Raw genomic sequence first — 24,933 nt, 5'->3', positions numbered from 1 at the left:
ATGCAACTAGTTGCACAATGACTGGGAGCCAAGTCACCGGCTTTCCAGCCGCACGTGCAGCTCCCGCTCCTGGTCGCCGGAGGCCGTGGCGAGGTCGTGCACCGTGAACAGGTCGTGCAGGGTGGTGCGGAAGCGGTCGATCGCCCAGTAGCCGCCGTGCGCGTCGGCCTCGACGGAGGCCGAGAGCCGGGGGGTGGCGGGGTGAGCGCCCTCGTGCGGTGCGGAGACCTCGAAGGTGCCCAGCCACACCGTCGGCCGGACCTCGTGCCACTCGCGCGGTACGTCGTCGGAGCACCGGTCCGAGTCGAAGTACGCGCACAGGGTGTCGAACACGATCCGGGCGTCCTCCTTGCTGCATCCGCTGATCTCCAGAGAGACGGATTCCGGGTGCAGTCGCTCACTGTCCATCGTGGTGACTCCTCTCGTGGCCGCACTGCGGTACGGCAGCGGGTTCCCGCGCAGCGCCGTGCCGCACTCCCAGAAAACCACCACATTCCGGGATGTACAGCCCCGAGAGGAGCGCCGGCTCAGCTTTTCGTGAAGCGGTACGTCTTGCTGTCGGTCACGATGCAGAAGCCGGGCGACAGGACGATCACGCGCAGGGTGCCGGTGCGGCGGTCGTAGTCGATGCCCTCCGTCTCGTAGGTGCCGGAGCAGCCGCTGCGCAGCGGGAGCTGACGCAGTGCGGTGACGTGGCCCGACACGTCGGAAGCGCCGTTCGGTGCGGCGGACAGGTCGATCTGGAGCAGCGGCTTGGTGATGCCGAAGAGGGTGCCGGCCGGGTCGTCCGAGGAGCACAGCAGTGTGGTCGGGCCGGTGAAGTCGCAGCCCTGTACGTCACGGACGGCGTGGTCGAGGTGCACGGTGGAGGCCTGCGGGAGGTTGGCCGAGGGCGAGGTGCCCGGATTGACGCCGGGGGTCGGGAAGACCAGGAGGCGGTTCATGGTGCCGTACTCGCCCGCGAGCATCCACTGGCCGCCTGGGGAGATCGCGACCCAGGAGTTGTTCAGCGCCTCTCCCGCGCTGAGCGTGTGCACGTACTCCGACCAGGTGCCGCCCGGCGACTGCACCCGGAACATCTTGGTGGTACCCGAGTCCCGCTGGTACGGCTCGATGTAGTGGCCGTCGTAGGAGGCGTCGGGGTCGCCGACGTGGTTCCAGCCGCGGCTGCTGACGGAGGAGGGGATGGTGCCGATGCCGGTGTACCGGTTGGGGCTGCCGGCCGGGACCTCGACCGAGGTCAGGCCCTGGCTCTCGGTGAGCGGATCGGCCCGGTCGGAGCCGACCTCGGTCCAGGTGTCGGCGGCGGTGGCGGAGGGGGCGGCGAGCAGCGTGAGGGCACAGGCGGCGAGCCCGGCCAAGAGCGTGCGACAACGTTGCCGCGGGCGGCGTGAGGGCATGGAGGCTCCTCGGTTCGGGGGGTGGGTGCGCTTGGCGGAACAGTGTGGCGGCGCTGGATGGTCATGTACAGACCAATGAGAGAACGGGGGTTGTCCTACGGGCGACCGCTGCTCCCGGGCTCCCTCACCCGCCCGCCCCCTCGGATGGACCACCCCCACCCCACCCCATCGCCAGACACCCCCAGTCATGTTGAGGGATGGTGGAGTAGGGCGGTCGTGGCGTAAGAGAGAGATGGTTGAGCGCGGTACGGCCAGGGGAGTCGGCACGGGACGGCGTGCCGTGCGGAAGGTGAAGGCGGTGCGTGGGATGGGTGCAACCGGGCCACCGGTGGCCGACGGGACCGAGCCGGGCAGTGAGCCGGCGCGGCCCAGCGGCCTGCTCGACGTGCTGGGCGTGGCCTCGGTGGTACTGGACGCCAAGGGCCGCATCGTCCTGTGGAGCCCCCAGGCCGAGGAGCTGTTCGGCTACCCGGCGCACGAGGCGCTGGGCCACTACGCCGCCCGGGTGATGGTGCACGAGGAGCACTTCGACCTGGTCAAGAAGCTGTTCGCGGACGTCATGGCCACCGGCCGGGGCTGGGCCGGCGCCTTCCCGGTGCGCCGCAAGGACGGCAGCACCCGCCTGGTGGAGTTCCGCAACATGCGCCTGATGGACGACCGGGGCGACGTCTACGCCCTGGGCCTCGCCGCCGACCAGACGACCGTGCGCCGACTGGAGCAGGACGTCGCGCTGTCCACGCGGGTGATCGCGCAGTCACCGATCGGGCTGGCCGTCCTGGACACCGGCCTGCGCTACGTGTCCGTGAACGCGGCGCTGGAGCGGATCAACGGCGTCGCGGCCGAGGAGCACATCGGCCGTACCATCGGCGAGGTGCTGCCGATGCTGGAGTCGGCGCCCCTGGAATCCGCGCTGCAACACGTCCTGGACACCGGTCAGCCCCTGGTCGACCATCCCACCGTCGGCCGCACCCCGGCCGACCCGCACCAGGACCACGCCTGGTCGGTCTCGCTGTACCGGCTGGAGGACGCCCGCGGCGCGGTGCTGGGCGTCGCCCTGTCGGTCGTGGACGTCACGGAGCAGTACCGGGCGGGCGTCGAGACGGAGGCCGCGCGGCGGCGGCTGGCGCTCATCGCCGACGCGTCGGCCCGCATCGGCACCACGCTGGAGCTGGAGCGCACCGCCCGTGAACTGGCCGACGTCGCCGTACCGGAGCTGGCGGACGTGGCCGCCGTGGATCTGCTGGACTCGGTGGTGGGCGGCCGCCGCAGCAGCCCCGACCCGTCGGAGCCGGCCGTGATCCGGGCCCTGGCCGTGCGGGCGGACGACGCACCGGACGCCCTCAGGGCGGCCGACCCGCCGGGACAGGTGGCCCGCTACGGCCCCGACCGCCTGGTCACCGAGTGCGTACGCACGGGCCGGCCGGTGATGGTCCCGCAGGTCAAGGACGAGGACCTGCCGCGCATCGCCCGTTCCCCGGCCGCGGCCGCCCTGCTGGCCCGCGTCGGCGTCCACTCGTACCTCGCCGTCCCGCTCATCGCGCGCGGCGAGGTGCTCGGCGCGCTCGACCTCAAGCGCATCCACAACCCGCTGCCGTTCGGCGAGGACGACGTCCTGCTCGCCCGGGAACTGGCCGCCCGTGCGGCGGTGCAGATCGACAACGCCCGCTGGTACCAGAACGCCCGCGACACCGCCCTCACGCTCCAGCGCAGCCTGCTGCCCAGCCACCCGCCCGTCACCGGCGGCCTCGAAGTCGCCTCCCGCTACCAGCCGGCCGGTGCCGCCACCGAGGTCGGCGGCGACTGGTTCGACGTCATTCCCCTGGGCGGTGGCAAGACCGCACTCGTCGTGGGCGATGTGATGGGCAGCGGCATCACCGCCGCGGCGACGATGGGCCGGCTGCGCACCGCCACCAACACCCTGGCGTCCCTCGGCCTCGACCCCGCGGTGCTCCTCGAACACCTCGACCGGATCACCGAGGGCCTGGACCACTCCATCGCCACCTGCCTCTACGCCGTCCACGACCCACGTCAGCGGTGCTGCCGGATCGCCAACGCGGGCCATCTTCCGCCGGTCCGCGTCCGCGTCGACGGGTCACGGGAGTTGCTCGACCTGCCGACCGGGGCGCCGCTGGGCGTGGGCGGCGTCGAGTTCACCACCACCGTCTTCGACCTCAACCCCGGCGACGAGCTCGTCCTCTACACGGACGGTCTGGTCGAGACCCGGAGCCACTCCATCGACGAACGCCTGGACACCCTGCTGAGCATCCTCGACGACCCGGCCCTCCCCCTGGAGGACGTCTGCGACCTCCTCGTCCGCACCCTGCACCACCCCGACAACCACGACGACGTGGCCGTACTCATCGCCCGGGCGCAGACGGAAGACTGACGCCGCGACGCGTCGACGGCCGCCCGGTCTCCTGCCACGGGCTCGACCCCGCGCAGGTGGACCGGCCGGCCGTCCTGCTGTGGACGGGATCAGCCGGTCCCGATCACCACATGGGCGTACAGCTCCTCCGAGACCGCCAGACGGGTCGTCAGACCGGCCCCGGTGAAGGCGGCGACGGCATCCGGCGCCTGACGCTCGCTGGTCTCGGTCAGCAGGCAGCCGCCGGGCGCGAGCCACTCGGCCGCCCCCGCGACCACCCGGCGCAGCACGTCCAGTCCGTCGGCGCCGCCGTCGAGGGCGACCGACGGTTCGTGGTCACGTGCCTCCGCGGGCAGGAGACCGACCTCGGCGGTGGGGACGTAGGGGACGTTCGCGGCGAGGATGTCGACGCGGCCCCGCAGTTCGCCGGGGAGCGCCGCGTACAGGTCGCCCTGGTGGACGCGGCCGTCGTACCGGGCGACATTGCGCCGGGCGCAGTCCACCGCGGCCGGGTCGATGTCGGCGGCGTGCAGTTCGATCCGGCCCAGGGCCGCGGCGAGGACGGCGCCCACCGCGCCCGAGCCGCAGCACAGGTCGACGACGACCGAGGCGTCCGGGGCGGCGGCGAGGGCCTGTTCGACGAGGAACTCGGTGCGGCGGCGGGGTACGAAGACGCCGGGTTCGACGGCGATCCGCAGGCCCCTGAACTCGGCCCAGCCGAGGACGAGTTCAAGGGGCAGTCCGGTGGTGCGGCGGTCCACCATGGCGGCGAGTTCCTCCGGGGTGCGGGCGGCGCCGAGGATCAGCTCCGCCTCGTCCTCGGCGAAGACACAGCCCGCGGCACGCAGCGCGGCGACCACGGAGGAACGGGAGGGGGAAAGCGGTAGGGGCATACGGATTGAGAGCCTTTCGGAAGCCGAAGGGCGCTCTCTCGGTCGTCTACTGCCGGTGATCCGCGCCGACATGAGGGGAGAGCACCCGACCTGACACAGCGGTAATGGGTCTCACCCCCTCGGTCACGCACGGCTGGGACCGCCCTCAGCCGGACGGCCACCCTACCCCACGGGCGGACGGCGATCGTTCACTTGTCCAGGGCGTAGTGCGACCGCCAGCCGCCTGGCGGCTTCCGGGAGCGGCTCGCGGACTGGCCACAGGAGGACCTGCGGCGGTTCGCCGGATATCTGGAGCGGTACAACGCCACAGGCGCCGACGGCTGAGGGGGCATGTCCGCGCACCCCGTACGGTTGTATGCGTACGCACTGATCACGCTCTACCCGCGGGCCGCCGCACCGGCGGTCTGGAGGCACCACCCGCATGAACGTCACCCGAGGCTTCACCGGGCGCCCGCGCGTCGACAACCCGGGGCTGCCGCCCGGGCAGTACGACACGGGCGACGACTGGCCAGTCCTGTCCGCCGAGGTCACCCCCGACCTCGCCCCCGCCGACTGGACCTTCCGCGTCGACGGCCTGGTGGAGGCGCCCCGCACCTGGGACTGGGAGCAGGCGCACGCGCTGCCGGCTTCGGCGTACGAGGGTGACATCCACTGCGTGACGAGCTGGTCGAAGTTCGGAGTGCGCTTCGGGGGTGTCTCGCTGGACGCGTTCCTGGAGCAGGTGCGCCCGCTGCCGGCCGCCACGCACGCCGTCGCGTACGCGCACACCGGGTACACCACGAACCTCCCGCTGGCCGACCTCACCGGCGGGCGGGCCTGGATCGCCTGGGAGTACGACGGCCGGCCGCTGCCGCCCGAGCACGGTGGCCCGGCTCGGCTGCTGGTGCCACACCTGTACTTCTGGAAGAGCGCCAAGTGGATCGCGGGCATCCGCCTGCTCGACCACGACGAGCCCGGTTTCTGGGAGCAGAACGGCTACCACGCGCGGGGCAACCCGTGGGAGGAGCAGCGGTACTCCGGTGACTGACACGTTCACTCCCCCGACGCGGTTCGCCGTGCCCGGCCGGATCGCCGTGAGCAACGGCACCGCGGGCCACTGGCAGACCGCCACGCTCACCGAGATCCGCCGCGAGACCCCGCGCGCGGCCACCTTCCGGTTCGCGGTGCCCGCCTGGGCGGGGCATCTGCCCGGCCAGCACCTGATGCTCAGGCTGACCGCCGCCGACGGCTACACCGCGCAGCGTCACTACTCGATCGCGTCCGCACCGGACGACTCCGGGCACATCGAGCTGACCCTGGACCACGTCGAGGGCGGTGAGGTCTCCGGCTGGTTCCACACCGAGGCCCGGCCCGGTGACCGGGTCGAGGTGCGCGGCCCGCTGAGCGGCTTCTTCGCCTGGCCGGCCGACCGGGCCGCGCTGCTCGTCGGCGCCGGATCCGGTGTCGTACCGCTGATGTCCATGGTGCGGCACCACCGGGCGAGCGGCCTGTCCGTGCCGGTGCGGCTGCTGGTGTCCGCGCGCAGTCCCGAGGAGCTGATCTACGCGCGGGAGTACGGCGCCGAGACGACGCCCGTCTTCACGCGCGCGGCGCCACGGGGCGTACCGGTGGGTCGTATGACCGCGGCGCATGTGGCCCCGCTGCTGGACGCGGCGCCTCCCGGCGGGTGGGAGGCCTATGTGTGCGGCTCGAACGCCTTCGCCGAGCACGCCTCCCGCCTGCTCGTCGCGGCGGGCCAGCCGGTGGACCGGATACGGATCGAACGCTTCGGCTGAGCATCGGCTCCCCTCGCCGCCCCGTCCCGATGAACGAAGTCCGTGGGACGGGGTACGAGAGGGGTGTGGCACTCGCACGCGTGCATGGGCCCGAGGGCGCCCGTACGGCTCCCCCGGCTCCGGTGACGGCGAGGAGGCGGAGATGCGAACCCGGGTGCGCGGCTGGCGTTGGCGGCGCAATCCGCTGCGACGCAGGTCGGACGTCGTCGAGGCGTGGACGGTGCTGGTCGTCGCCGTCCTGCTGTTCCTGGGCGCGCCGCTGGCCGGGGCGCTGGCGGGCTGGTGGGCCCACGGCGAGGCACGACAGACCGCGGCGGCCCAGCGGGAGGACCGGCGGCACGTCCGTGCCGAGGTCGTCGGCAGAATCCCCGACACGCTGCCCGCGGTGCAGGGCGGCCGGGAGTACTCCTACCGCGCGACCGTGCGCTGGACGGAGCCCGGCGAGGGTTCCCGGACGGGCACGGCGCGGGTTCCGGCGGGGACGCGGCCCGGGGAGACGGTCGACGTGTGGTTCGACGGGCGCGGACGCAGCGTGCCGCCGCCCCCGAGCGACTCGACGATCTGGCAGCACAGCCTGACCATGGGGGTCTGCGCCACGGCCGGCACGGTCGCCGTGGTGCTGCTCGGCCAAGCGGCCGTCCGCCGGTCGGCGAACCGGCACCGGATGGCCGAGTGGGAGCGCGCGTGGGCGCACACGGAACCGCAGTGGACCCGCCGGCGGGCCTGACGCACGGTCGCTGGCGACGACCCGTCGGAAGGGGGCTGGCTGCTGCACAAGGCCTGGACGTCGTCCACCACCTCAAGGGCAACCTCCCCGGCCCTCCCTCGGCGAGGCCAACGGCGGGCGCGGGGTCTGGCGAGTGGTCCGACCACCCGCGTACGGTGTGATCACCAACGTCGTCGCACCCAAGGCGGTCCTGCATGGCCCTGTTCGACCTCCCCCTCGACGAGCTCCGCGAGTACCGCAGCTCCTCCGCAGAACCCGAGGACTTCGACGCCTTCTGGTCCAAGACGCTGCAGGAGGCCCGCGAGCACGACCTGGACGCCCGGTTCGAGCCGGTCGACACCGGCCTGACCACCGTGCAGGTGTTCGACGTGACGTTCGCGGGGTTCGGCGGTCACCCGGTGAAGGGCTGGCTGACGTTGCCCGCCGCCGCTGAGGAACCGCTGCCGCTGGTCGTCGAGTACGTCGGATACGGGGGCGGGCGCGGGCTGCCGCACGAGCGTCTGCTGTGGGCGTCCACGGGCCGCGCGCACTTCGTGATGGACACCCGCGGCCAGGGCAGCGCCTGGGGCGGCGGTGGCGGCACCCCGGACCCGGTGGGCGGCGCGCCGGCGTACCCCGGTTTCATGACCCGCGGCATCGACGCGCCCGAGAACTACTACTACCGCCGGGTGTTCACGGACGCGGTCCGGGCCGTCGAGGCGGCCCGCTCGCATCCGCTGGCCGACCCGGCCCGGACCGTCGCTCTGGGCGGCAGCCAGGGCGGCGGCATCTCCCTCGCCGTCGGTGGCCTGGTCCCGGACCTGGCGGCGGTCGCACCCGACGTGCCGTTCCTGTGCGACTACCCGCGCGCGGCCACCCTGACGGACCGTCACCCCTACCGGGAGATCGGCCTCTACCTCAAGACGCACCGCGGCCGGAGCGAGGAGGTGCTGCGGACGCTGTCCTACTTCGACGGCGTGCACTTCGCCGCCCGCGCGAGCGCCCCCGCCCTGTTCTCGGCGGCGCTGGAGGACCAGACGTGCCCGCCGTCCACGGTCTTCGCCGCGTTCAACGCCTGGGCGCACGAGGAGAAGGCGATCGAGGTGTACGACTTCAACGACCACGAGGGCGGCGGCCCGTTCCAGGAGGTCGCCAGGATGCGCTGGCTGCGGTCGTACGCCTGAGGGGCCGTGATGGAGACTCGGGAGGCCGCCGAGCGGTTCGTCCGCGTGTGGCAGCGAGGCTGGGCCGCGCACGACGTGGACGCGCTGCTCGCGCTGTACGCCGAGGAGTGCGTCCATCGCTCCATGCCGTTCCGCGAGCCACACCGCGGGCGCGCCGCACTCGCCGCGTATCTGCGCTGGTCGTTCGCCGACGAGCGAGTCACCGACGTGCGCTTCTCGGCGCCGGTCGTGGGCCAGGACGGGGTGGCGGTGGCCGAGTTCCGGGTGCTGTCCGAGGAGGGCGGCGAGCCGGCCACCCTCGCCGGGTGCGTCTTCGTACGGTTCGGCGCCGACGGGCTGGCGGTCGAGACGCGGGACTACTGGCACACCGTCGACGGCCACCTGGAGCCGGCGGGGACACTGTTCTTCCGCTGACCTACCGCGCCGTCCGACCAGTCGGTACGTTCATGGAGCCCCGGTCCGCAGTGCCGCGGACCGGGCTTCCTACGAACGACGGAGGCTGCATGTCCGAGCGCGAGCCACAGATCCACGGCCACTGCGACGCCCGCTTCGCGGCGGTGCGTTCGGCGTTCGAGGAGAACTTCCGGGAGCGTCAGGAGCTGGGCGCGGCCGTCACCGTCATGGTCGACGGCATGAGCGTGGTCGACCTGTGGGGCGGCTGGGCCGACCCGGCCCGCACCCGGCCCTGGGAGCGCGACACGCTGGTCAACGTGTGGTCGACGTCCAAGGGCCCGGTGGCCCTGTGCGCGCACATCCTCGCCGACCGGGGGCTGCTGGACCTCGACGCGCCGGTGGCCACGTACTGGCCGGAGTTCGCCGCGGCGGGCAAGGAGAAGGTGCTGGTACGGCATCTGCTGTCCCACCGCGCCGGGCTGTCCGGCCCGCGCGAACCGCACTCGTTCGCCGACCTGTGCGACTGGGAGGTGACGACCCGTCGGCTCGCGGCGATGGAGCCCTGGTGGGAGCCGGGGACGCGGTCGGGGTACCACGCGCTGACGTACGGCCATCTGGTCGGGGAGGTCGTCCGGCGGGTCTCGGGGCTGCTGCCCGGCGCGTTCCTGAAGCGTGAGGTGACCGGGCCGCTCGGCATCGACTTCGGCATCGGGCTGCCGGAGCAGGACGCCGGGCGGGCGGCGGAGCTGACGCATCGGCGGGTCGCGTCGAGCAGCGAACAGGCGGCGGTCTTCAGCCAGTTGGCGCCGGCCGCGCTCGCCGCGCTGACCAACCCGGCGGTGGGTGCGACCGAGGCCAACACGCCCGAGTGGCGGGCCGCCGAGATACCCGCGGCCAACGGCCACGGCACCGCGCGGGCGGTGGCGGCCCTGTACGGGATCGTCGCGGGCCGGGGAACGTACGAGGGCCGTCGCCTCCTCTCCCCGGAGGCGGCCGAGCGAGTGCGCGAGGGGCAGGGCAGCTGCCGGGACCTGGTGCTGGGCGCCGGGTTCGACGGGGAGACGGAGGTCGGCCTCGGGCTGTGGCTCAGCGGGCCGAACGGCTCGTACGGGCCCAATCCCCGTGCCGTCGGGCACGACGGATTCGGCGGATCCTGCGGGCTCGCCGACCCGGAGGCGGGCGTGTCGCTCGGCTATGTGATGAACCGCATGGGACCGCACATCGCCGACGACCCACGGAAGATGGCGCTGGTGAACGCCCTGTACGGCGCTCTCTGAGGACTCTGTGCGCCCTCCTGCGGCGGCTTCCCGCACAGTCGGTTTCGGCCGAACCGCCGGACCGGTCTTCCCTGGTGGTTTAGACCAATGCTAGATCTGGTGGCGCAATGAGCCCGCACGGCTACGGCACGTCACCAACAGGAGGGCGCGGCATGGCCCGCACCACCCCGCACGACCGCCCGCACCCCGACGAACGGCCCCTGTACTGGCGGGTCGCGACGGAGCTGCTCGGCGAACTCCGCGACGGCACGATCCCGCCCGGCGAACGGCTGCCGGGCGAACGGCAGTTGGCCGAGCACTTCGGGGTCAGCAGGGAGACCGTACGGCAGGCGCTGGAGGTGCTGCGCCGGGACGGCCTGGTCGCCACCGACCGGCGCGGCAGCCACGCCACGCTGCCCGGCCCGCCGGTCGAGCACGTGACCTCGTCGGCCTTCCCGGTCGGTGCCCGGCGCGCCGCCGACCCGCGCGCCGTCGACCGGGCCACCGTCACCTGGGAGACGCCCCCGCCCGAGCACGCGGCGGCTCTCGGGCTGGCCCCGCACCGGCCGACGCTGATGCACCGCTACGAGTCCGCCTCCGCCGACGGCCGCGGCCTGCGCCGGGCCGTCACCTCCTTCTCGGCGGTGGCCCTGTCCGAGGTCGAGGAGCTGGCCCGCTACCGCGACCGCGCCGACGGCACCGCCTCGGCCCAACTGCGCCGAGCCTACGACTGGATGCGCAGGGCGGGGCTGACCCTGCACCACCGCGACGCGATCACCCGCCTCCCCGACACTCCCTCGGTCCGGGTGACACGCCTGGTGCACGACCAGTACGAGCGGCCACTGGAGGTCACTGACCTCGTCGTGGACGCCCAACGGGACACACTGGTCTACGAGTTCACGCTCCCGGCGGCTGTCGGGTGATCCACGGGAAGGCGTCGGGCCACGACCATCCGCACCCGCGGGCTCCCGTCCCGCCGCCGGCCGAACTCGGGCAGCGCGTGCAGATCCACCTCGAACCCGGCGCCCTCCAGCTCCCGCAGCAGGTCCTCGAACCGCACGGCCCGGTAGTACATGACGAACGGCGGCCGCCATACGGCGTTGCGCACCCGCATCACCAGATCGAAGCCCAGCAGCATGCAGTACGTCAGGGAGCCCGCCCGGGGCGGGGCCACGACCGGGAACACGAAGCAGCCGCCCGGCCGCAGCACGGAGTGCACCTGCGCGAACAGCCCCGGCACCTCCCGCGGCAGGAAGTGCCCGAACGCGCCGAAGCTCACCGCGAGGTCGAACGCGGGGCGGAACGGCAGGGCCCGGGCGTCCGCACGCACCCACGACACCCGAGGCGGGCCGGACGGGACACGCTCCCGCGCGACCGCGAGCATGCCCGCACTGAAGTCGACCCCCGTGACGCTCCCCTCGCACACCTGCCGCAGCACACCGACGCCCGCGCCGGTACCGCAACAGACGTCGAGCCCGTCCTCGAACGGCCCGATCCCCCGCAGCGCCGAGGCGACGGCGTCGAGCACCGATTCCGGCGTACGGAAGGGGGTGTGGTCGAACTTCGGGGCGAGCAGGTCGTAGCCGCGCTCGACCGACGACAACGCCTGGACGAGCAGTTCACGCAGGCTGGGACCTTGGGGGCTGAACATCGGCTTCAGCTTAGTCCCGCCTGGACAGCAGGAGTGGTGTGGCGAGGATCAGTAGCCCGGCGAGGGCGATCGCGGTGCGGGGGCTGGTGAGGGCGGCCAGCAGGCCCCACAGGGCGGTGAGGGCCGCGATGGTGAGCTTCACCGAGACGGACCAGGCGGACAGGGTGCGCGCGACCCGGTCCGCCGGGGTCCGCTCCAGCCGGCGGGTGGCGAGCACCGGGTTGTACACGCCCATGCAGGTGATCAGCCCGAACTCGACCACCCACACGAGCAGCAGCCCGGTCACGCCGGGGTGGACGAAGGCCAGCCCGACCGGCCAGCACGGGCGCAGTGTCCCCACCGTGAGCAGGATCCTGCGCTGCCCGAACCGTGCGACGAGCCGTGGGGCCAGCCGGGAGCCGACCAGCCCGCCGAGGCAGGGCACCGCGAAGGCGAGGGCGTACTGCCAGGGCGGGAACCCGAGGGGACCGAGCATCAGGACGGCGAGCGGTGGCGAGGCCGCCATGATCAGGCCGTTGACCAGGACGGCGTTGCAGAACAGGGGGCGCAGCACCGGGTCGGTGAGGATGTACCGCCAGCCGTCGAGCAGGTCGGCGGCCCGGAGCCGGGACGATGCCTCACCCTTCGCCGCCGGGCGCGGCTCCCCGCCGCCCATCGCGCGGATCCCCACCGCCGAGAGCAGGAAACTGACCGCGTTGGCCGCCACGGTCACGACCGGGCCGAACACCCCGACGGCGAACCCGCCGAGCGGCGGACCGACCACGGAGGCGGTCCACATCGTGGCCTCGAAACGCCCGTTGGCGACGATCAGATCCCCGGGCGGCACCAGCGCCTTCAGGCAGGCCCCGCTCGCCGCCGTGAAGGTGATGTCCGCCGCCGCGACGACCACCGACACCACCAGCAGCTGGGCCAGGCTCAGCTCACCGAGGACGAACGCCACGGGTACGGTCATCAGCGCCGCGAACCGGACCACGTCCATCGCGACCATCACCGGCCGCTTGCGGCGGAACTCCATCCACGGCCCGAGCGGCACCGCCACCACGGCCCCCACCACCAGCCCGGCCGCGGCCAGCGCCGACACCTCGCCCGGCCCGGCATGCAGCACCAGAACGGCGATCAGGGGAAACGCGTCGAAGGCGAGCCAGGTGCCCAGCGTGCTGACCGCGTAGGCGCCCCACAGCCATCCGAACCGCCGCCCCAGCGACCGCCCCTGCCCCATCCCCGGCACGCCCTCCACGACCCACGTTGATCCGCGCCATCCAACCACTTCGGCACGCCGGCTGCCCGCGAGGCATCGAGGCGCATGTCACAGCAGCAGAGGCACGTCACGTGGTAGGGTGCGGGCAGCACTTGTGTACGCCCCGTTGTGGCGCCAGTGCCAGTTCCTTCCTCAGCCCGTGAGGCACCCGCCGGTTTCTGTCGGCCGGTGCAGCGGCTTCCCAGCACCGCCTCGTCCAGGGCCCTCCAGGTCGTCATCGAGGTGCTGTTCTCACCGCCCGGAGGCACGTTCGTACGCCTCGTGCGCGGCTCTTCCCCCCTGCTCCCTTCCTCCCGCAGGCCTCCGCGTCCGTGAAAGGACCGCCACCATGACCATCACACTCGAACACCCGCCCCTTCGGCAGCCGTCCCCGGCCACCCAGGTCGTCACCGGTGTCCTCGACATCGACGCGGGCGGCAAGGGACACCTGCGCGGCCCCGACTGCCTGCCCTCGCCCACCGATCCGCAGCTCCCGGCCGCCCTGATCCGCAGGTACGGGCTGCGCAAGGGCGACCTCGTCGAAGCCGTACGCGGCGCCCAGCGCGCCCTCACCGAGGTCGAAAGCGTCAACGGCCACACGCCCGGGCAGCCCCGGGGCCGCCGCCACTTCCAGGACCTCACGCCCCTCCACCCCACCGAGCGGCTCCACCTCGAACACCCGTCGGCGGGCCTCACCGGACGCGTCACCGACCTGGTCTCCCCTGTGGGCAAGGGACAGCGCGGGCTGATCGTGGCCCCGCCCAAGACCGGCAAGACCGTGCTGCTCCAGCAGCTCGCGGCCGCCGTCGCCGACAACCACCCCGAGTGCCGGCTGATGGTCGTGCTGCTCGACGAGCGCCCCGAGGAGGTCACCGACATGCGGCGCTCGGTGCGGGGCGAGGTGTACGCCTCGACCTTCGACCGCACGCCCAAGCAGCACATCGCGCTCGCCGAACTGGTGATCGAGCGGGCCAAGCGGCTCGTCGAGGCCGGTGAGGACGTCGTGATCCTGCTCGACTCGCTCACCCGGCTGTGCCGGGCGCACAACAACGCGGCGGCCTCCGGCGGCCGCACTCTCTCCGGCGGCGTGGACGCGGCAGCGCTGCTCGGGCCGAAGCGGTTCTTCGGAGCGGCGCGGTCGGCCGAGGAGGGCGGTTCGCTGACCATCCTGGCCACCGCCCTGGTCGAGACCGGCTCCCGGGCGGACGACTTCTTCTTCGAGGAGCTCAAGAGCACCGGCAACATGGAGCTCCGGCTCAGCCGGGAACTCGCCTCCCGCCGTGTCTTCCCGGCCGTCGACATCACCGGCTCGGGCACCCGCCGCGAGGAACTGCTCCTGTCCTCGGCCGAGTTGACCGCCGTACGCGGACTGCGGCGGGCGCTGCGGACCCGGGACGGCGAGGCCGGTCTGGAGACGCTGCTGGAGCGGATGCGACAGACCCCCGACAATGCCACGTTCCTGCGTCGGATCCAGCCGACGCTGCCGGCCGACTAGGCAGCCCCACGCATCCCGGGCCGTGAAAACGCGACACGCCGGGTCCACGTGCGGCATCCGGGTGCTCGCGGGGTCCGTTCGGCCCTGACGCGTGGCGCGAGGCGAGCCCATTCCTAGGTTGATCCTATGACGATCGGATTCTCTTCCCGGGTGGCTGTGTCGACCTGTGGCCTCTGCATGGTCGGCGCCCTCGCGTTCGCGCCCGTCGCGACGGCCGCCCCGACCGGGGCCGACCCCGGAACGCCGGGCGGACCACGCGGAACGGCACCCGTGCCGGCCGTGCTGTACCGCTCCGGCACGCAGGTGCGCCCGCGCCCCGGCGCGCCGGGGGTCCCCGACGTCTCCGCCCGGTCGTGGGTGGTGGCCGACGCCCGCACCGGCGAGGTGCTCGCCGCGCACGACGCGCACCGCAAACTGCCGCCCGCCAGCACCCTCAAGGCCCTGTTCGCCCTCACCGTGCTGCCCGTGCTGCCCGGCGGCATCCGGCACCGGGTCACGTACGGCGAGTTGTCCGAGGTCGGTGAGGGCAGCAGTCTGGTCGGCGTCAGCGAGGGGCACTCGTACCGTGTCGAGGACCTGTGGCGCGGGGTCTTCCTCAGCTCGGGAAACGACGCCGTGCGCGTGCTGGCCCGGCTCAACGGCGGCTGGCGCGTCACGGCCCGGCAGATGGAGGCCAAGGCCCGGGCCATCGGCGCCCGCGACACGCGGGTGATGTCACCCGACGGATACGACGCGCGGGGCCAGGTGTCGTCGGCGTACGACCTGGCCGTCTTCGGCCGGGAGGGGCTGCGCAACGCCGACTTCGCCCGGTACTGCGCCACCCAGGAGGCCAAGTTCCCCGGGGGCGACGGCTGGCCGTACGACATCCGCAACACCAACCGGCTGCTGACCGGCGACGACGGCGTGGTCCGCTACCCGGGCCTGATCGGCATCAAGAACGGCTACACCAGCGAAGCCGGGCACACCCTCATCGCCGCCGCCCGACGCGACGGGCGCACCCTGGTCGTGTCGGTGATGAACCCCCAGTCGGACGGGCCCTTCGACGTCTACGAGGAGGCCCGGTCGTTGCTCGACTGGGGCTTCGGCGCGGCGGGCCGGGTCGACCCGGTGGGTTCGCTGGAAGCCCTGCGCAGCAGGCCCCGCCCGGGTGCCGAGACGGTGCCCGTGCCGGTGGCCGCGGCGGTCACGCCGGGGCCCGAGCTCGGCTGGCCGGAGACGGCGGCGATCGCGGTCGCCGCCTGTCTGGGCGCGGCGGCCGTCGTGCTGGTCCTGCGGCTGAAGGTCTTCCACATCGAGGACTGACCGACCGGCAACGCCAGCAGCAGTCCGAGGGTGATCCAGGCGTACGTGTTGCTGCCGAGGAACCCGTCGACGCCGGACGCGTCGTCGAACCACAGCCACACCACGCTGGTGCAGAGCACCGCGTACAGCACGGCCGCGATCCGCGGCTGACCGGCCCGGATCAGCACCACGAAGGCGGGCAGCAGCCAGACGAGGTGGTGCACCCAGGTGATCGGGCTGACCAGACAGGCCGTCAGTCCGGTGAGGGCGAACGCGGCGTACCAGTCGCCGGCCGCGACGGCCCTGCGGGCGCGCCACGCCCACACGCCCAGCACCAGCAGCACGGTGGCCGCCCAGACGGCGCGGCTGTCGATGTCCAGCCGGGCCAGGATGCCTTGCAGGGACTGGTTGGAGACGTAGTCCAGCCGGCCCACGCGGGTGGTGTCCCACATGGCGTGCGTCCAGTAGAAGCGCGACCCCTCCGGTGTCACCAGGGCCGCGAGCCCGGTCGCCCCGGCGGCCACGCCCGTCGCGACGGTGGCGGCCCGCCAGCGCCGGGCGAGCAGCAGAAGGCCGATGAAGAGGGCGGGCGTGAGCTTGATGGCCGCCGCGAGGCCGATGCCGATGCCGGCCCAGCGGCCCCGCCCGGTGGCGAGCAGCCAGGCGTCGACCAGGACGAGCGCCAGCAGCAGGACGTTGACCTGCCCGAAGCTGAAGGTGTCGCGCAGCGGTTCGTACAACGCGAGTGCGCAGGCGGCCAGTGCGCAGCCGTACCAGCCGTGGCGGCGCCAGGCGCTGCCGGTCAGCACGCGCAGCGACACGGTCAGGGCCGCCAGGTTGAGCAGCAGCGCGATCACGATCGCGGCCCGCATGCCGACCAGGGCCATCGGCATCATGGCGACGGCGGCGAACGGCGGGTACGTGAAGCCGTACATCGTGCCCGGCACCCGGTAGTCGTAGATACGGCCGCCGTCGTGGATCCAGCTGTGGATGGTGCCGTGGTAGACGCGCAGGTCGAACCAGTCGCGCAGGAGCGGCACGGTCGCGGTGAAGACGGTGACGGCGGCGGCGAGGACCAGCACGAGCAGCAGCCGCCCGCGGTCGGTGCGGGGTGTCCTCATGCCGTACGCCCCAGGACCGGGGAGTGCGCGGCCTGGTGGGCCTGCCACAGCACGACCACGGCGAGTACGCCGCCGGAAACGGCCAGCACCAGTTGCCCGAGGTCGGCCGGGCCGCCGCTGGGCAGAACACCGAGGGCGAGCACACAGGTGACCGCGGCGACCCGGTGCCGTACCGAGGTGTTGGGCGCGGCGGCGGCGATCAGGAACAGTCCCCACAGCGCGTACCAGGGCCGGATGGCCGGGCCGAAGGCTGCCACCGCCGCGAGGCTCAGGCCGAGGGCGTACACCGGGCGCGGGCGCAGCCGCACCCATATGACGAGCAGCGCGACGGCGGTGATCACCAGGCCGATCATGTGCCAGACCGGGACGGCGAGCGGTGCGAGGTCGCTGCCGAGCCGCTCCAGCAGGGCGCCGGTGGCGCGGCCGAGGAGGCTGGTGAGCGCCCAGTTCTGTGGTGAGACGGGCGTGTTGAGGGCGGCTATCCACCCGTATCCGGTCCCGGCGACGGCCGTCGCGGCGACCGTGGTGGCGGCCGAGGCGGCGGCGGTCGTCAGCACCGCCCGCACCGCGCTTCGGCCCGCGCGCATCTGGAGGACGACGATGGCGGCGAGACCGAGCACGGCGGGCGCCTTGACCAGTGCGGCGAGGGTGACGAGGACGGCGCCCAGGACGGGCCGGCGGCCCAGCGCCGCGACCAGGCCGACACCGAGCAGGCCGAGCATCATGGCGTCGTTGTGCGCGCCGGCCACCAGGTGCAGCAGCACCAGGGGGTTGAGGGCGCCCAGCCACAGCGCGGCGGCCGGGTCGGCGCCGCTGTGCCGGGCGAGGCGGGGCAGTGCGGCCGCCATCAGGGCGACGCCCAGCAGCGCCATGAGGCGCATGCCCATGAGGCCGGCGGGGAGTTCGCCCCGGGTCAGGCCGGACAGCGCGGAGGCGGCGGCGAGGAACACCGGGCCGTAGGGGGCGGCCGTGTGCTGCCACACGGGGGACACCTCATCGGCGAGCGGGCCGCCGAGCCGGGAGGGGCCGTGCGTGTAGACGTCGATGTGCGCGTCGACCATGGCGCCCTGGGCGAGGTAGCTGTAGACGTCCCGGCTGAACAGCGGCGGGGCGAGCAGCAGCGGGGCCGCCCAGACGGCGAGGACCAGCAGGAGGGAGCGGGGTGTGGGTGGTTCGGGGCCGCGGAGCAGCCGGCCGAGCAGCGCCCAGGCCGCTATCAGCAGGACGACGCCGAAGTAGACGCCGACGAGTCCGAGGGAGGCGCCGGCCGAGGACGGCGACAGCAGCTCGCGGACCGGGAGGGCTCCGGCCGTCTCACCACCCAACGCGAGAAAGGCGGTACCGGCCAGACCGAGCATCTGGCAGCGGCGGAGATCGACGGAGGAAGCCATGGCCAACACTCGGTCAGGGTGTCAACGCCGGGTGGCCGGAAAGCGACGCGTTGCCCTCCGGCGGTTAGCCTGCGCATGACCTCCGTGTGATCAGAACACCGACAGTCCGGTGAGCGTCGTGAATCGGTCCAGGGCAGCGACCCCCGCCACCGAGTTGCCGCGTTCGTCGAGCCCCGGGCTCCACACGCACAACGTGCAGCGGCCCGGCACCACGGCGACGATTCCTCCACCCACTCCGCTCTTGCCGGGCAGGCCCACCCGGTAGGCGAAGTCGCCGGCCGCGTCGTACGTGCCGCAGGTCAGCATCACCGCGTTGACCTGCTTGGCCTGGCTGCGGCTCAGCAGCCGGGAACCGTCGGCGCGGACCCCGTGCCGGGCCAGGAAGGCGGTGGCCAGGGCGAGGTCGGCGCAGGAGGCACGGATCGAGCACTGCCGGAAGTACTGGTCGAGCAGCAGGGGCACCGCGTTGTCGATGTTGCCGTAGGAGGCCATGAAGTGGGCCAGCGCGGCGTTGCGGTCGCCGTGCCCGGCCTCGGAGGCGGCAACCTCGGGGTCGAAGTCCAGTTCGAGGTTGCCGCTCTCCTCGCGCAGGAACTGAAGCAGTGTGCCCGCCGCGTCGCCGGTACGGGTCTGGAGGCGGTCGGTGACGACCAGCGCGCCGGCGTTGATGAACGGATTGCGTGGAATGCCGTTCTCGTACTCCAGCTGCACCAGGGAGTTGAAGGGGTTGCCGGAGGGCTCGCGGCCGACGTGCTCCCAGAGCTCGTCGCCCTCGCGGGCCAGGTCGAGGGCGAGGGTGTAGACCTTGGTGACGGACTGCGCGGAGAACGGCTCCCGCCATTCCCCCACGCCGTACACCGTGCCGTCCAGTTCCGCGACGGCCATGCCGAAGCTGCGTGGGTCGCGGGCGGCCAGCGCCGGGATGTAGTCGGCGGGGCGGCCGCGCCCCGGAGTGTGCTCGATCTCCTCGGCGATGCGCTCCAGGACCGGTTGGTAGCTCAGCGACGACGTCATGATCACCAGTGTGCCTCCGCTCCGGTCCCGGCGCGCATCCGCAGGTCAGACGGCGGGCGAGCCGCTGCCCGCGAGGACCTCCGGCCTCAGCAGCGCGGCGAGCCGGTCGGCCGGCAACAGGCCCTTCTCCAGCACGAGTTCGGCGACGCCCCGGCCGGTGACCAGGGCTTCCTTGGCGATGTCGGTGGCCGCCATGTAGCCGATGTGCGGGTTGAGTGCGGTGACCAGGCCGATGGAGTTCTCCACGCTCGCGCGCAGCGCCTCGGTGTTGGCGGTGATGCCTGCGACGCAGCGCTCGGCGAGGGTGAGGCAGGCGCTCTGCAGGTGGGTGATGCTCTCGGACAGGGAGTGCAGGATGATCGGCTCGAAGGCGTTGAGCTGGAGCTGTCCGGCCTCGGCGGCCATGGTGATGGTGACGTCGTTGCCGATCACCTCGAAGGCGACCTGGTTGACGACCTCGGGGATCACCGGGTTGACCTTGCCCGGCATGATGGACGAACCGGCCTGCACCGGCGGCAGGTTGATCTCGCCGAGGCCCGCGCGCGGCCCGGAGGACAGCAGGCGCAGGTCGTTGCAGCTCTTGGAGAGCTTGACGGCGATCCGCTTGAGCACGCCGGACATCTGGACGAACGCGCCGCAGTCCTGGGTGGCCTCGACCAGGTTGGCGGCGGTCACCAGCGGCAGGCCGGTGATGGCGGCGAGGTGTCGGCGGGCGGCTTCGGCGTATCCGGCGGGGGCGTTCAGTCCGGTGCCGATCGCCGTGGCGCCCAGGTTGATCTCATGGATCAGCTCGACGGCCTCGGCAAGACGGCTGCGGTCCTCGTCCATCATGACGGCATACGCGGAGAACTCCTGACCGAGCGTCATCGGTACCGCGTCCTGCAACTGTGTACGGCCCATCTTGAGCACATCGCGGAACTCGACGGCCTTGCGGGCGAAGGCGTCCTGCAGTACAGCCATCGCCTTGAGCAGTCCACGTACCGCGAAGACCGTCGATATCTTGACGGCGGTCGGGTAGACGTCATTGGTTGACTGGCCGAGGTTGACGTCCTCGTTGGGGTGCAGATACCCGTACTCGCCCTTGGCCTGACCGAGCAGCTCCAGCGCCCGGTTGGCGACGACCTCGTTGGCGTTCATGTTGGTCGAGGTGCCGGCGCCGCCCTGGATGACGTCCACGACGAACTGGTCGTGCAGCTTGCCGTCCCGGATCTCCCGGCAGGCGGCGACGATGGCGGCCGCCTTGTCCGAGGAGAGCAGGCCGAGTTCCTCGTTGGCGAGGGCGGCGGCCTCCTTGACGGCGGCGAGGGCGTCGATGAGGTGCGGGTAGGCGGAGATCGGCGTGCCGGTGATGGGGAAGTTCTCCGTGGCACGCAGGGTGTGGATCCCCCAGTACGCGTCGGCGGGAACGTCACGGTCTCCGAGAAGGTCGTGCTCGCGGCGGGTGGCGGCGGTCATCAGGGGGTTCTTCTTTCTGAGGGTGAGGGTGAGGTTCCCAGGGGCGCGGGGAACTGCGCGACCAGTCTCAGGCGGCCCGCAGCAGCGAACGAAACGGATGTCACATCAGACGGACGCAGTCGCCGGGTCCAACGCCCGCACCGGCCGCACCCACCCCACCGGCCGGCCTCCACCGAGCAACGGCTCCCCCGCGAACTCGCCGAGCACCGCAGGATCAACGCCCGCGCGAGCGACCGCCGCCGCGACAACCGGAATCCGCGCCCGGTTCGCCCCGTCGGCGATCTTCACGGCGACGGCCCGGCCGTCCGGCAGCGCGGCGACCTGCACACCCTCGAACCCGTCCTTGGCGAGCAGCCCCGGCACGGCCCGCATCAACGCGGCCACGTCCCGCCCGGAGCCGGAGGCCATCTCGGCGTGCTCGCGCATCGCGTCGGCGACACGCGCCTCGGGGGTACCGGGCTCGGCGGTGACGATCCGGGTGGTGGCGCGGGCGAGGCCGTGCAGGGAGACGGAGAAGAGGGGCGCGCCGCAGCCGTCGACGGTCACCTGGGCGACGCGCTGCCCGGTGAGGTCCTCGACGATCTCGGCGATGGCCTGCTGGAGCGGGTGCGCCGGGTCGAGGTAGTCGTCGAGGGACCAGCCGTTGAGCTTGGCCGTGTACAGCATGGCGGCGTGCTTGCCGGAGCAGTTCTGGGCGAGCCGGGAGGGCATCCGGCCCTCGCGCACCCAGGCGTCCCGGACCACCGGGTCGAACGGCAGGTCGGGGACGTTGCGCAGGTCGCTCTCGGCGAGTCCGGCCAATTCGAGGATGCGGCGGGTGCCGGCGAGGTGGCGTTCCTCGCCGGAGTGGCTGGCGGCGGCGAGGGAGAGCAGCTCGCCGTCGAGCGGCAGCCCGGCGCGCACCATGGCCACGGCCTGGACGGGCTTGAGCGCCGAGCGCGGGTAGAACGCCGCCTCGATGTCGCCGAGCTGGAACTGGACCTCGCCGTCGGCGCCGAGGACGACGACGGAGCCGTAGTGGATGCCCTCGACGATCCCGGCGCGTATGAGGTGGGCGACGGGGGCGTGGAGGGGCTCACGGACGAGGGGTGCGTCCGCGACGGAGCTGCTGTACATCACTGCCTGGTTCACTGAGGGGTCGGGGTGGGACGGTACGCGGGTCACGCGCCGGATCCGCTGGAGGTGTCCGTGCGCGCGGGGCGCACGATGTCGGTGAGGGTGGTCTCGACCCGGTCGAGGTGGTGGGACATGGCCTCGACCGCGTCCTGCTCGGAGCCGTCGGTCAGCGCCTCGACGATCGCCCGGTGCTCACGGTTGGACTGCTCACGCCGTCCGCCCAGCTCGTTCAGGAACGCCGACTGGCGGGCCAGCGCGTCCCGGATCTCCTCGATGACCCGGCGGAACACCGGGTTCTGCGCGGCCTCGGCCACAGCCAGGTGGAAGAGGGTGTCCATCGCGACCCACGCGGTGGTGTCCGTCTCCCGCTCCATCCGGTCCAGCAGGTGGGCGAGGTGGTCGAGGTTCTCCGGGGTGCGGCGCAGCGCCGCGTACCCGGCGACCGGGATCTCGACGTGGCGGCGCACCTCCAGCAGGTCGCTGGCCGAGTAGTCGCCGAAGGTGGGGTCCTCGACGCTGTTGGCGACGACGAAGGTGCCCTTGCCGGTCTTGGCCACGGTCAGCCCCATCGTCTGCAGGGCGCGCAGGGCCTCCCGCAGCACGGGCCGGGAGACCTCGAGCGTGCGGCAGAGCTCCGCCTCGGAGGGGAGCTTGTCGCCGATCGCGTACTCGCCGCGCTCGATGGCGCCGCGAAGGTGGGCGAGCACCGCTTCCATGGCGCTGACGCGCCGCGGGCCCATCCCACCTGTCTGGCTGTCTGACAGGTTCACGAGGGTGATACTCCGGGTGGTCGGTGGGTGGTGTCAAGCGGTGGCCGGCGGCCCGAGGGCACCGCAAACCGGTGGACCCCCCGTTCCGGCGGTGGGGCTACCCGCACCCCACTTGGGGGGAAGACGTCATTCTGTCGCCGGGAAATGGTTCACATACTGAAGCGCATGGCCAATCCAATGGTGCTCCCGGTGAACTCGTCCACGCGCGAAGAACAACGCGAACAGCAAAAGGGAAGCGACTTTTCCGAACTGTCGCGCCGCATAACAGAAGCCGGGCTGCTGCGGCGCCGGCCGTTGTATTACACCGTGCGTTTCGGGGCAGTGGCCCTTTCTCTCACGGGAGGCGTCTGGGCGTTTCTCGCGCTGGGGAACAGCTGGAGCCAGCTGATCGTCGCCGCTTTTCTGGCCGTGGTCTTCGGCCAGCTCGGTCTGGCGGCCCACGACCTCGCCCACCGGCAGGTCTTCACTCGCCGACGCCCCAGTGAGGCCGGCGGTCTGCTGGTCGCCAATCTGCTGCTGGGCATGAGCTACGGCTGGTGGATGAACAAACACACCCGGCACCATGCGAACCCGAATCACGAGACAAAGGACCCGGACGTCTCCCCCGACATTCTGGTGTGGTCACAGCGGCAGGCACGCAAGGCAAAGGGGCTGCCCCGGTTCATCGGAAAGCACCAGGCCGCGCTCTTCTTTCCGCTGCTCACCCTGGAAGGGCTGAATCTGAGTTTCGCCAGCTTCAAGGCGCTGAGGAAGGCGTCGATGAAACGGCCGGCGCTGGAGGGGACACTGCTCGTCGTCCATTTCGTGGTGTACTTCGGAGCCCTGTTCACCGTCCTGTCCCCCGCCAAGGCGCTCGCTTTCATCGCCGTCCACCAGGGCCTGTTCGGGATCTATCTCGGCTCGGTGTTCGCCCCCAACCACAAGGGGATGCCGATGATCGAGGAGGGGACGCGGCTGGACTTCCTGCGCCGCCAGGTCCTCACCTCGCGCAACGTCAGGGGCGGGGCGCTCATCGACGCCTTCATGGGCGGACTCAACTACCAGATCGAGCACCATCTCTTCCCCAGCATGCCGACGCCTGCGCTCGGCGGGGCCCAGGTCATCACCGAGCGGTACTGCGCCGAGCTGGGCATCCCGTACCACCAGACCGGGCTGCTGGCCTCCCACCGAGAGGCGATGCGCCACCTCAGGAGTGTCGGAGAGCCGCTGCGGAGCGGCGGCAACTGACACCAAGCCACCGGAACGCTGCCTCGGCGCGGTGGCGCGGCTGTGGTCCGCGCCCCCGCACTCCCTACGACCAGACGGCCTCGGCGATCGACACCCCGAGGAACGCCGCGCCGAGCCCGACCGTCACGCTGCCGATCACGTTGGCGGCCGCGTGCAGGCGGGCCCCGGACTCGGCGAGCCGCAGGGTCTCGTAGGAGAAGGTCGAGTACGTGGTCAGCGCGCCGCACAGGCCGGTGCCGAGGAGCACCTGGAGGTGGGAACCGGCGGCTCCGGCGGTCGCGGCGCCGGTGAGCAGGCCGAGGACCAGGCAGCCGGTGACGTTCGCGGCGAAGGTGCCCCACGGGAAGCGGGCGTCGTGCCGGGACCGCACCGCGCGGGCGGTGAGGTAGCGGTCGGTGAGGTAGCGGAGTGAGGCGCCGATCATGCCGCCGACGACGACCAGCAGCCAGGTCCCGATCATCGCCGCCTCCGGGTGAGGGCCCCGCGGGTGGCCGCGGTGGCGAGCCATACGGCCGTCAGGGCCGCCGCCACTGTCGCGGCGAGGTAGGCGAGTGCGGTGCGCGGGTGGCCGCTCCCGACGAGGTTGTGGATGTCGAGGGCGTAGGTCGAGAAGGTGGTGAAGCCGCCGAGCACACCGGTGCCGAAGAAGGGGCGCAGCAGTGGGTGGGCGCCGGACCACACCTCGGTGACGATCACCATGAACGCGCCCATCACCGCACAGCCGACGACGTTGACCCAGAACGTCGCCCAGGGGAAGCCGCCGGGATGCGCCGGCCACCACAGGGCGGCCGCGTAGCGGGCGGCCGCACCGATCCCGCCGCCGACGGCGACGGCGACGAGGACGGGGGCCTGGCTGGGACGGGGGACGCCGAGCTGCTCGGGCTTCGGGGCTGTCATGGTCGTACGTCTCCTACTCGCCCGGGGCCCGGACATGCGGGCACCTGCCATCGCGAATAGGGACCGTTGGCGGCATCGACGCCGCGGTTCGGGTACGGCGGGCCCCACCGCCGCGCCGCGCGCAACGCGGCCGGACGCCAGGCTAACCCGGGGGCCGCGCCCCGGTCACATCGGGGACCGCGCCTGGCGTCGCTTCGAGGCCGTACCCGCCGTCACTTCAATGCCGCGCCCATCATCACTTCGAAGCCCATCCCCCGCCATCACTTCAATGCCGCGCCCATCATCACTTCGAAGCCACCCCGCCAC

At 72.5% G+C, this 24,933-nt stretch carries 23 protein-coding genes and 2 pseudogenes; 12 read left to right on the top strand and 13 right to left on the bottom strand.

Annotation, left to right across the window (positions count from 1 at the left end):
* Positions 1-33: 33 nt before the first annotated feature.
* A complete protein-coding gene (locus I2W78_RS39680; protein ID WP_196465623.1) occupies positions 34-408 on the bottom strand; it encodes a hypothetical protein in 375 nt (124 codons plus the stop codon).
* A gap of 119 nt (positions 409-527) precedes the next feature.
* Complete coding sequence (locus I2W78_RS39675) at positions 528-1,400, bottom strand: hypothetical protein (RefSeq protein ID WP_196465622.1); 873 nt, start codon at positions 1,398-1,400, stop codon at positions 528-530.
* Positions 1,401-1,707: 307 nt separating this feature from the next.
* On the opposite strand from I2W78_RS39675, the gene I2W78_RS39670 reads away from it, so the two are divergent.
* Positions 1,708-3,786: a SpoIIE family protein phosphatase gene (locus I2W78_RS39670; protein WP_196465621.1), complete on the top strand. Its 2,079-nt coding sequence runs from the start codon at positions 1,708-1,710 to the stop codon at positions 3,784-3,786.
* A gap of 89 nt (positions 3,787-3,875) precedes the next feature.
* Here the strand turns inward: I2W78_RS39670 and I2W78_RS39665 are convergent, their stop codons facing one another.
* Positions 3,876-4,658 carry a putative protein N(5)-glutamine methyltransferase gene (locus I2W78_RS39665; RefSeq protein WP_196465620.1) on the bottom strand — a complete coding sequence of 261 codons (783 nt, stop codon included), beginning with the start codon at positions 4,656-4,658 and terminating at the stop codon, positions 3,876-3,878.
* A 231-nt stretch (positions 4,659-4,889) separates the two neighbouring features.
* Between I2W78_RS39665 and I2W78_RS40995 the strand changes: the two are divergent.
* The 8 genes and pseudogenes from I2W78_RS40995 to I2W78_RS39630 all read left to right on the top strand — a co-directional run.
* Positions 4,890-4,982 (top strand): annotated as a pseudogene (locus I2W78_RS40995) (MarR family transcriptional regulator); the annotation flags it as partial.
* A gap of 97 nt (positions 4,983-5,079) precedes the next feature.
* The gene (locus tag I2W78_RS39660; protein ID WP_196465619.1) at positions 5,080-5,685 is read left to right on the top strand and encodes a sulfite oxidase-like oxidoreductase; all 606 of its coding nucleotides are present in this window, start codon (positions 5,080-5,082) and stop codon (positions 5,683-5,685) included.
* Entirely contained in the window at positions 5,678-6,433 is a 756-nt protein-coding gene (locus I2W78_RS39655) for a ferredoxin reductase (protein ID WP_196465618.1), read from the top strand. Before I2W78_RS39660 ends, I2W78_RS39655 begins: the two co-directional genes overlap by 8 nt.
* A 142-nt stretch (positions 6,434-6,575) precedes the next feature.
* On the top strand, positions 6,576-7,160 hold the full coding sequence (locus I2W78_RS39650; protein WP_196465617.1) for an Rv1733c family protein: 585 nt from the start codon (positions 6,576-6,578) through the stop codon (positions 7,158-7,160).
* Positions 7,161-7,354: 194 nt separating this feature from the next.
* Complete coding sequence (locus I2W78_RS39645; RefSeq protein ID WP_196465616.1) at positions 7,355-8,323, top strand: acetylxylan esterase; 969 nt, start codon at positions 7,355-7,357, stop codon at positions 8,321-8,323.
* A gap of 9 nt (positions 8,324-8,332) precedes the next feature.
* On the top strand, positions 8,333-8,737 hold the full coding sequence (locus tag I2W78_RS39640; RefSeq protein ID WP_196465615.1) for a nuclear transport factor 2 family protein: 405 nt from the start codon (positions 8,333-8,335) through the stop codon (positions 8,735-8,737).
* Positions 8,738-8,826: 89 nt separating this feature from the next.
* A complete protein-coding gene (locus I2W78_RS39635) occupies positions 8,827-9,993 on the top strand; it encodes a serine hydrolase domain-containing protein (RefSeq protein ID WP_196465614.1) in 1,167 nt (388 codons plus the stop codon).
* A 152-nt stretch (positions 9,994-10,145) separates the two neighbouring features.
* The gene (locus I2W78_RS39630; protein WP_196465613.1) at positions 10,146-10,895 is read left to right on the top strand and encodes a GntR family transcriptional regulator; all 750 of its coding nucleotides are present in this window, start codon (positions 10,146-10,148) and stop codon (positions 10,893-10,895) included.
* Here I2W78_RS39630 and I2W78_RS39625 read toward each other — a convergent pair.
* Together I2W78_RS39625 and I2W78_RS39620 are read right to left on the bottom strand one after the other, a co-directional pair.
* The gene (locus tag I2W78_RS39625; protein ID WP_196465612.1) at positions 10,862-11,623 is read right to left on the bottom strand and encodes a class I SAM-dependent methyltransferase; all 762 of its coding nucleotides are present in this window, start codon (positions 11,621-11,623) and stop codon (positions 10,862-10,864) included. The genes I2W78_RS39630 and I2W78_RS39625 overlap by 34 nt on opposite strands.
* A gap of 10 nt (positions 11,624-11,633) precedes the next feature.
* Positions 11,634-12,842 carry an MFS transporter gene (locus tag I2W78_RS39620; RefSeq protein ID WP_196465611.1) on the bottom strand — a complete coding sequence of 403 codons (1,209 nt, stop codon included), beginning with the start codon at positions 12,840-12,842 and terminating at the stop codon, positions 11,634-11,636.
* Between the two features lie 367 nt (positions 12,843-13,209).
* On the opposite strand from I2W78_RS39620, the gene rho reads away from it, so the two are divergent.
* Both rho and I2W78_RS39610 read left to right on the top strand, forming a co-directional pair.
* Positions 13,210-14,355 carry a transcription termination factor Rho gene (rho, locus tag I2W78_RS39615; RefSeq protein WP_196465610.1) on the top strand — a complete coding sequence of 382 codons (1,146 nt, stop codon included), beginning with the start codon at positions 13,210-13,212 and terminating at the stop codon, positions 14,353-14,355.
* 126 nt (positions 14,356-14,481) lie between these two features.
* Positions 14,482-15,318: pseudogene (locus I2W78_RS39610) on the top strand (D-alanyl-D-alanine carboxypeptidase family protein); the annotation flags it as partial.
* Between the two features lie 83 nt (positions 15,319-15,401).
* Here I2W78_RS39610 and I2W78_RS40990 read toward each other — a convergent pair.
* From I2W78_RS40990 to I2W78_RS39585, 6 genes are all read right to left on the bottom strand, one after another.
* The gene (locus I2W78_RS40990; protein WP_230887176.1) at positions 15,402-16,757 is read right to left on the bottom strand and encodes a glycosyltransferase family 87 protein; all 1,356 of its coding nucleotides are present in this window, start codon (positions 16,755-16,757) and stop codon (positions 15,402-15,404) included.
* Complete coding sequence (mptB, locus tag I2W78_RS39605; protein ID WP_196465608.1) at positions 16,754-18,148, bottom strand: polyprenol phosphomannose-dependent alpha 1,6 mannosyltransferase MptB; 1,395 nt, start codon at positions 18,146-18,148, stop codon at positions 16,754-16,756. The genes I2W78_RS40990 and mptB overlap by 4 nt, the downstream gene beginning before the upstream one ends.
* 90 nt (positions 18,149-18,238) lie before the next feature.
* On the bottom strand, positions 18,239-19,162 hold the full coding sequence (locus I2W78_RS39600; protein WP_374222762.1) for a glutaminase: 924 nt from the start codon (positions 19,160-19,162) through the stop codon (positions 18,239-18,241).
* Between the two features lie 45 nt (positions 19,163-19,207).
* Positions 19,208-20,617 carry an aspartate ammonia-lyase gene (aspA, locus tag I2W78_RS39595; protein WP_196465607.1) on the bottom strand — a complete coding sequence of 470 codons (1,410 nt, stop codon included), beginning with the start codon at positions 20,615-20,617 and terminating at the stop codon, positions 19,208-19,210.
* Positions 20,618-20,722: 105 nt separating this feature from the next.
* Positions 20,723-21,733 (bottom strand): asparaginase, encoded by a 1,011-nt coding sequence (locus I2W78_RS39590; RefSeq protein WP_196465606.1) that lies wholly within the window; start codon positions 21,731-21,733, stop codon positions 20,723-20,725.
* A gap of 44 nt (positions 21,734-21,777) precedes the next feature.
* Entirely contained in the window at positions 21,778-22,449 is a 672-nt protein-coding gene (locus tag I2W78_RS39585; RefSeq protein ID WP_196465650.1) for a FadR/GntR family transcriptional regulator, read from the bottom strand.
* A gap of 219 nt (positions 22,450-22,668) precedes the next feature.
* Between I2W78_RS39585 and I2W78_RS39580 the strand changes: the two genes are divergently transcribed.
* Positions 22,669-23,730: a fatty acid desaturase family protein gene (locus I2W78_RS39580; RefSeq protein ID WP_196465649.1), complete on the top strand. Its 1,062-nt coding sequence runs from the start codon at positions 22,669-22,671 to the stop codon at positions 23,728-23,730.
* Positions 23,731-23,794: 64 nt separating this feature from the next.
* On the opposite strand, the gene crcB (I2W78_RS39575) is transcribed toward I2W78_RS39580, so the two are convergent.
* Together crcB (I2W78_RS39575) and crcB (I2W78_RS39570) are read right to left on the bottom strand one after the other, a co-directional pair.
* Positions 23,795-24,190 (bottom strand): fluoride efflux transporter CrcB, encoded by a 396-nt coding sequence (gene crcB, locus I2W78_RS39575; RefSeq protein WP_196465605.1) that lies wholly within the window; start codon positions 24,188-24,190, stop codon positions 23,795-23,797.
* Positions 24,187-24,627, bottom strand: a complete 441-nt coding sequence (gene crcB, locus I2W78_RS39570; RefSeq protein ID WP_196465604.1) for a fluoride efflux transporter CrcB — start codon at positions 24,625-24,627, stop codon at positions 24,187-24,189. The genes crcB (I2W78_RS39575) and crcB (I2W78_RS39570) overlap by 4 nt, the downstream gene beginning before the upstream one ends.
* Positions 24,628-24,933: the final 306 nt, after the last annotated feature.

Source organism: Streptomyces spinoverrucosus, from assembly GCF_015712165.1.
GTDB classification, from domain to species: Bacteria; Actinomycetota; Actinomycetes; order Streptomycetales; family Streptomycetaceae; genus Streptomyces; species Streptomyces spinoverrucosus_A.
This window is presented reverse-complemented; position numbering and strand designations above follow the sequence as displayed.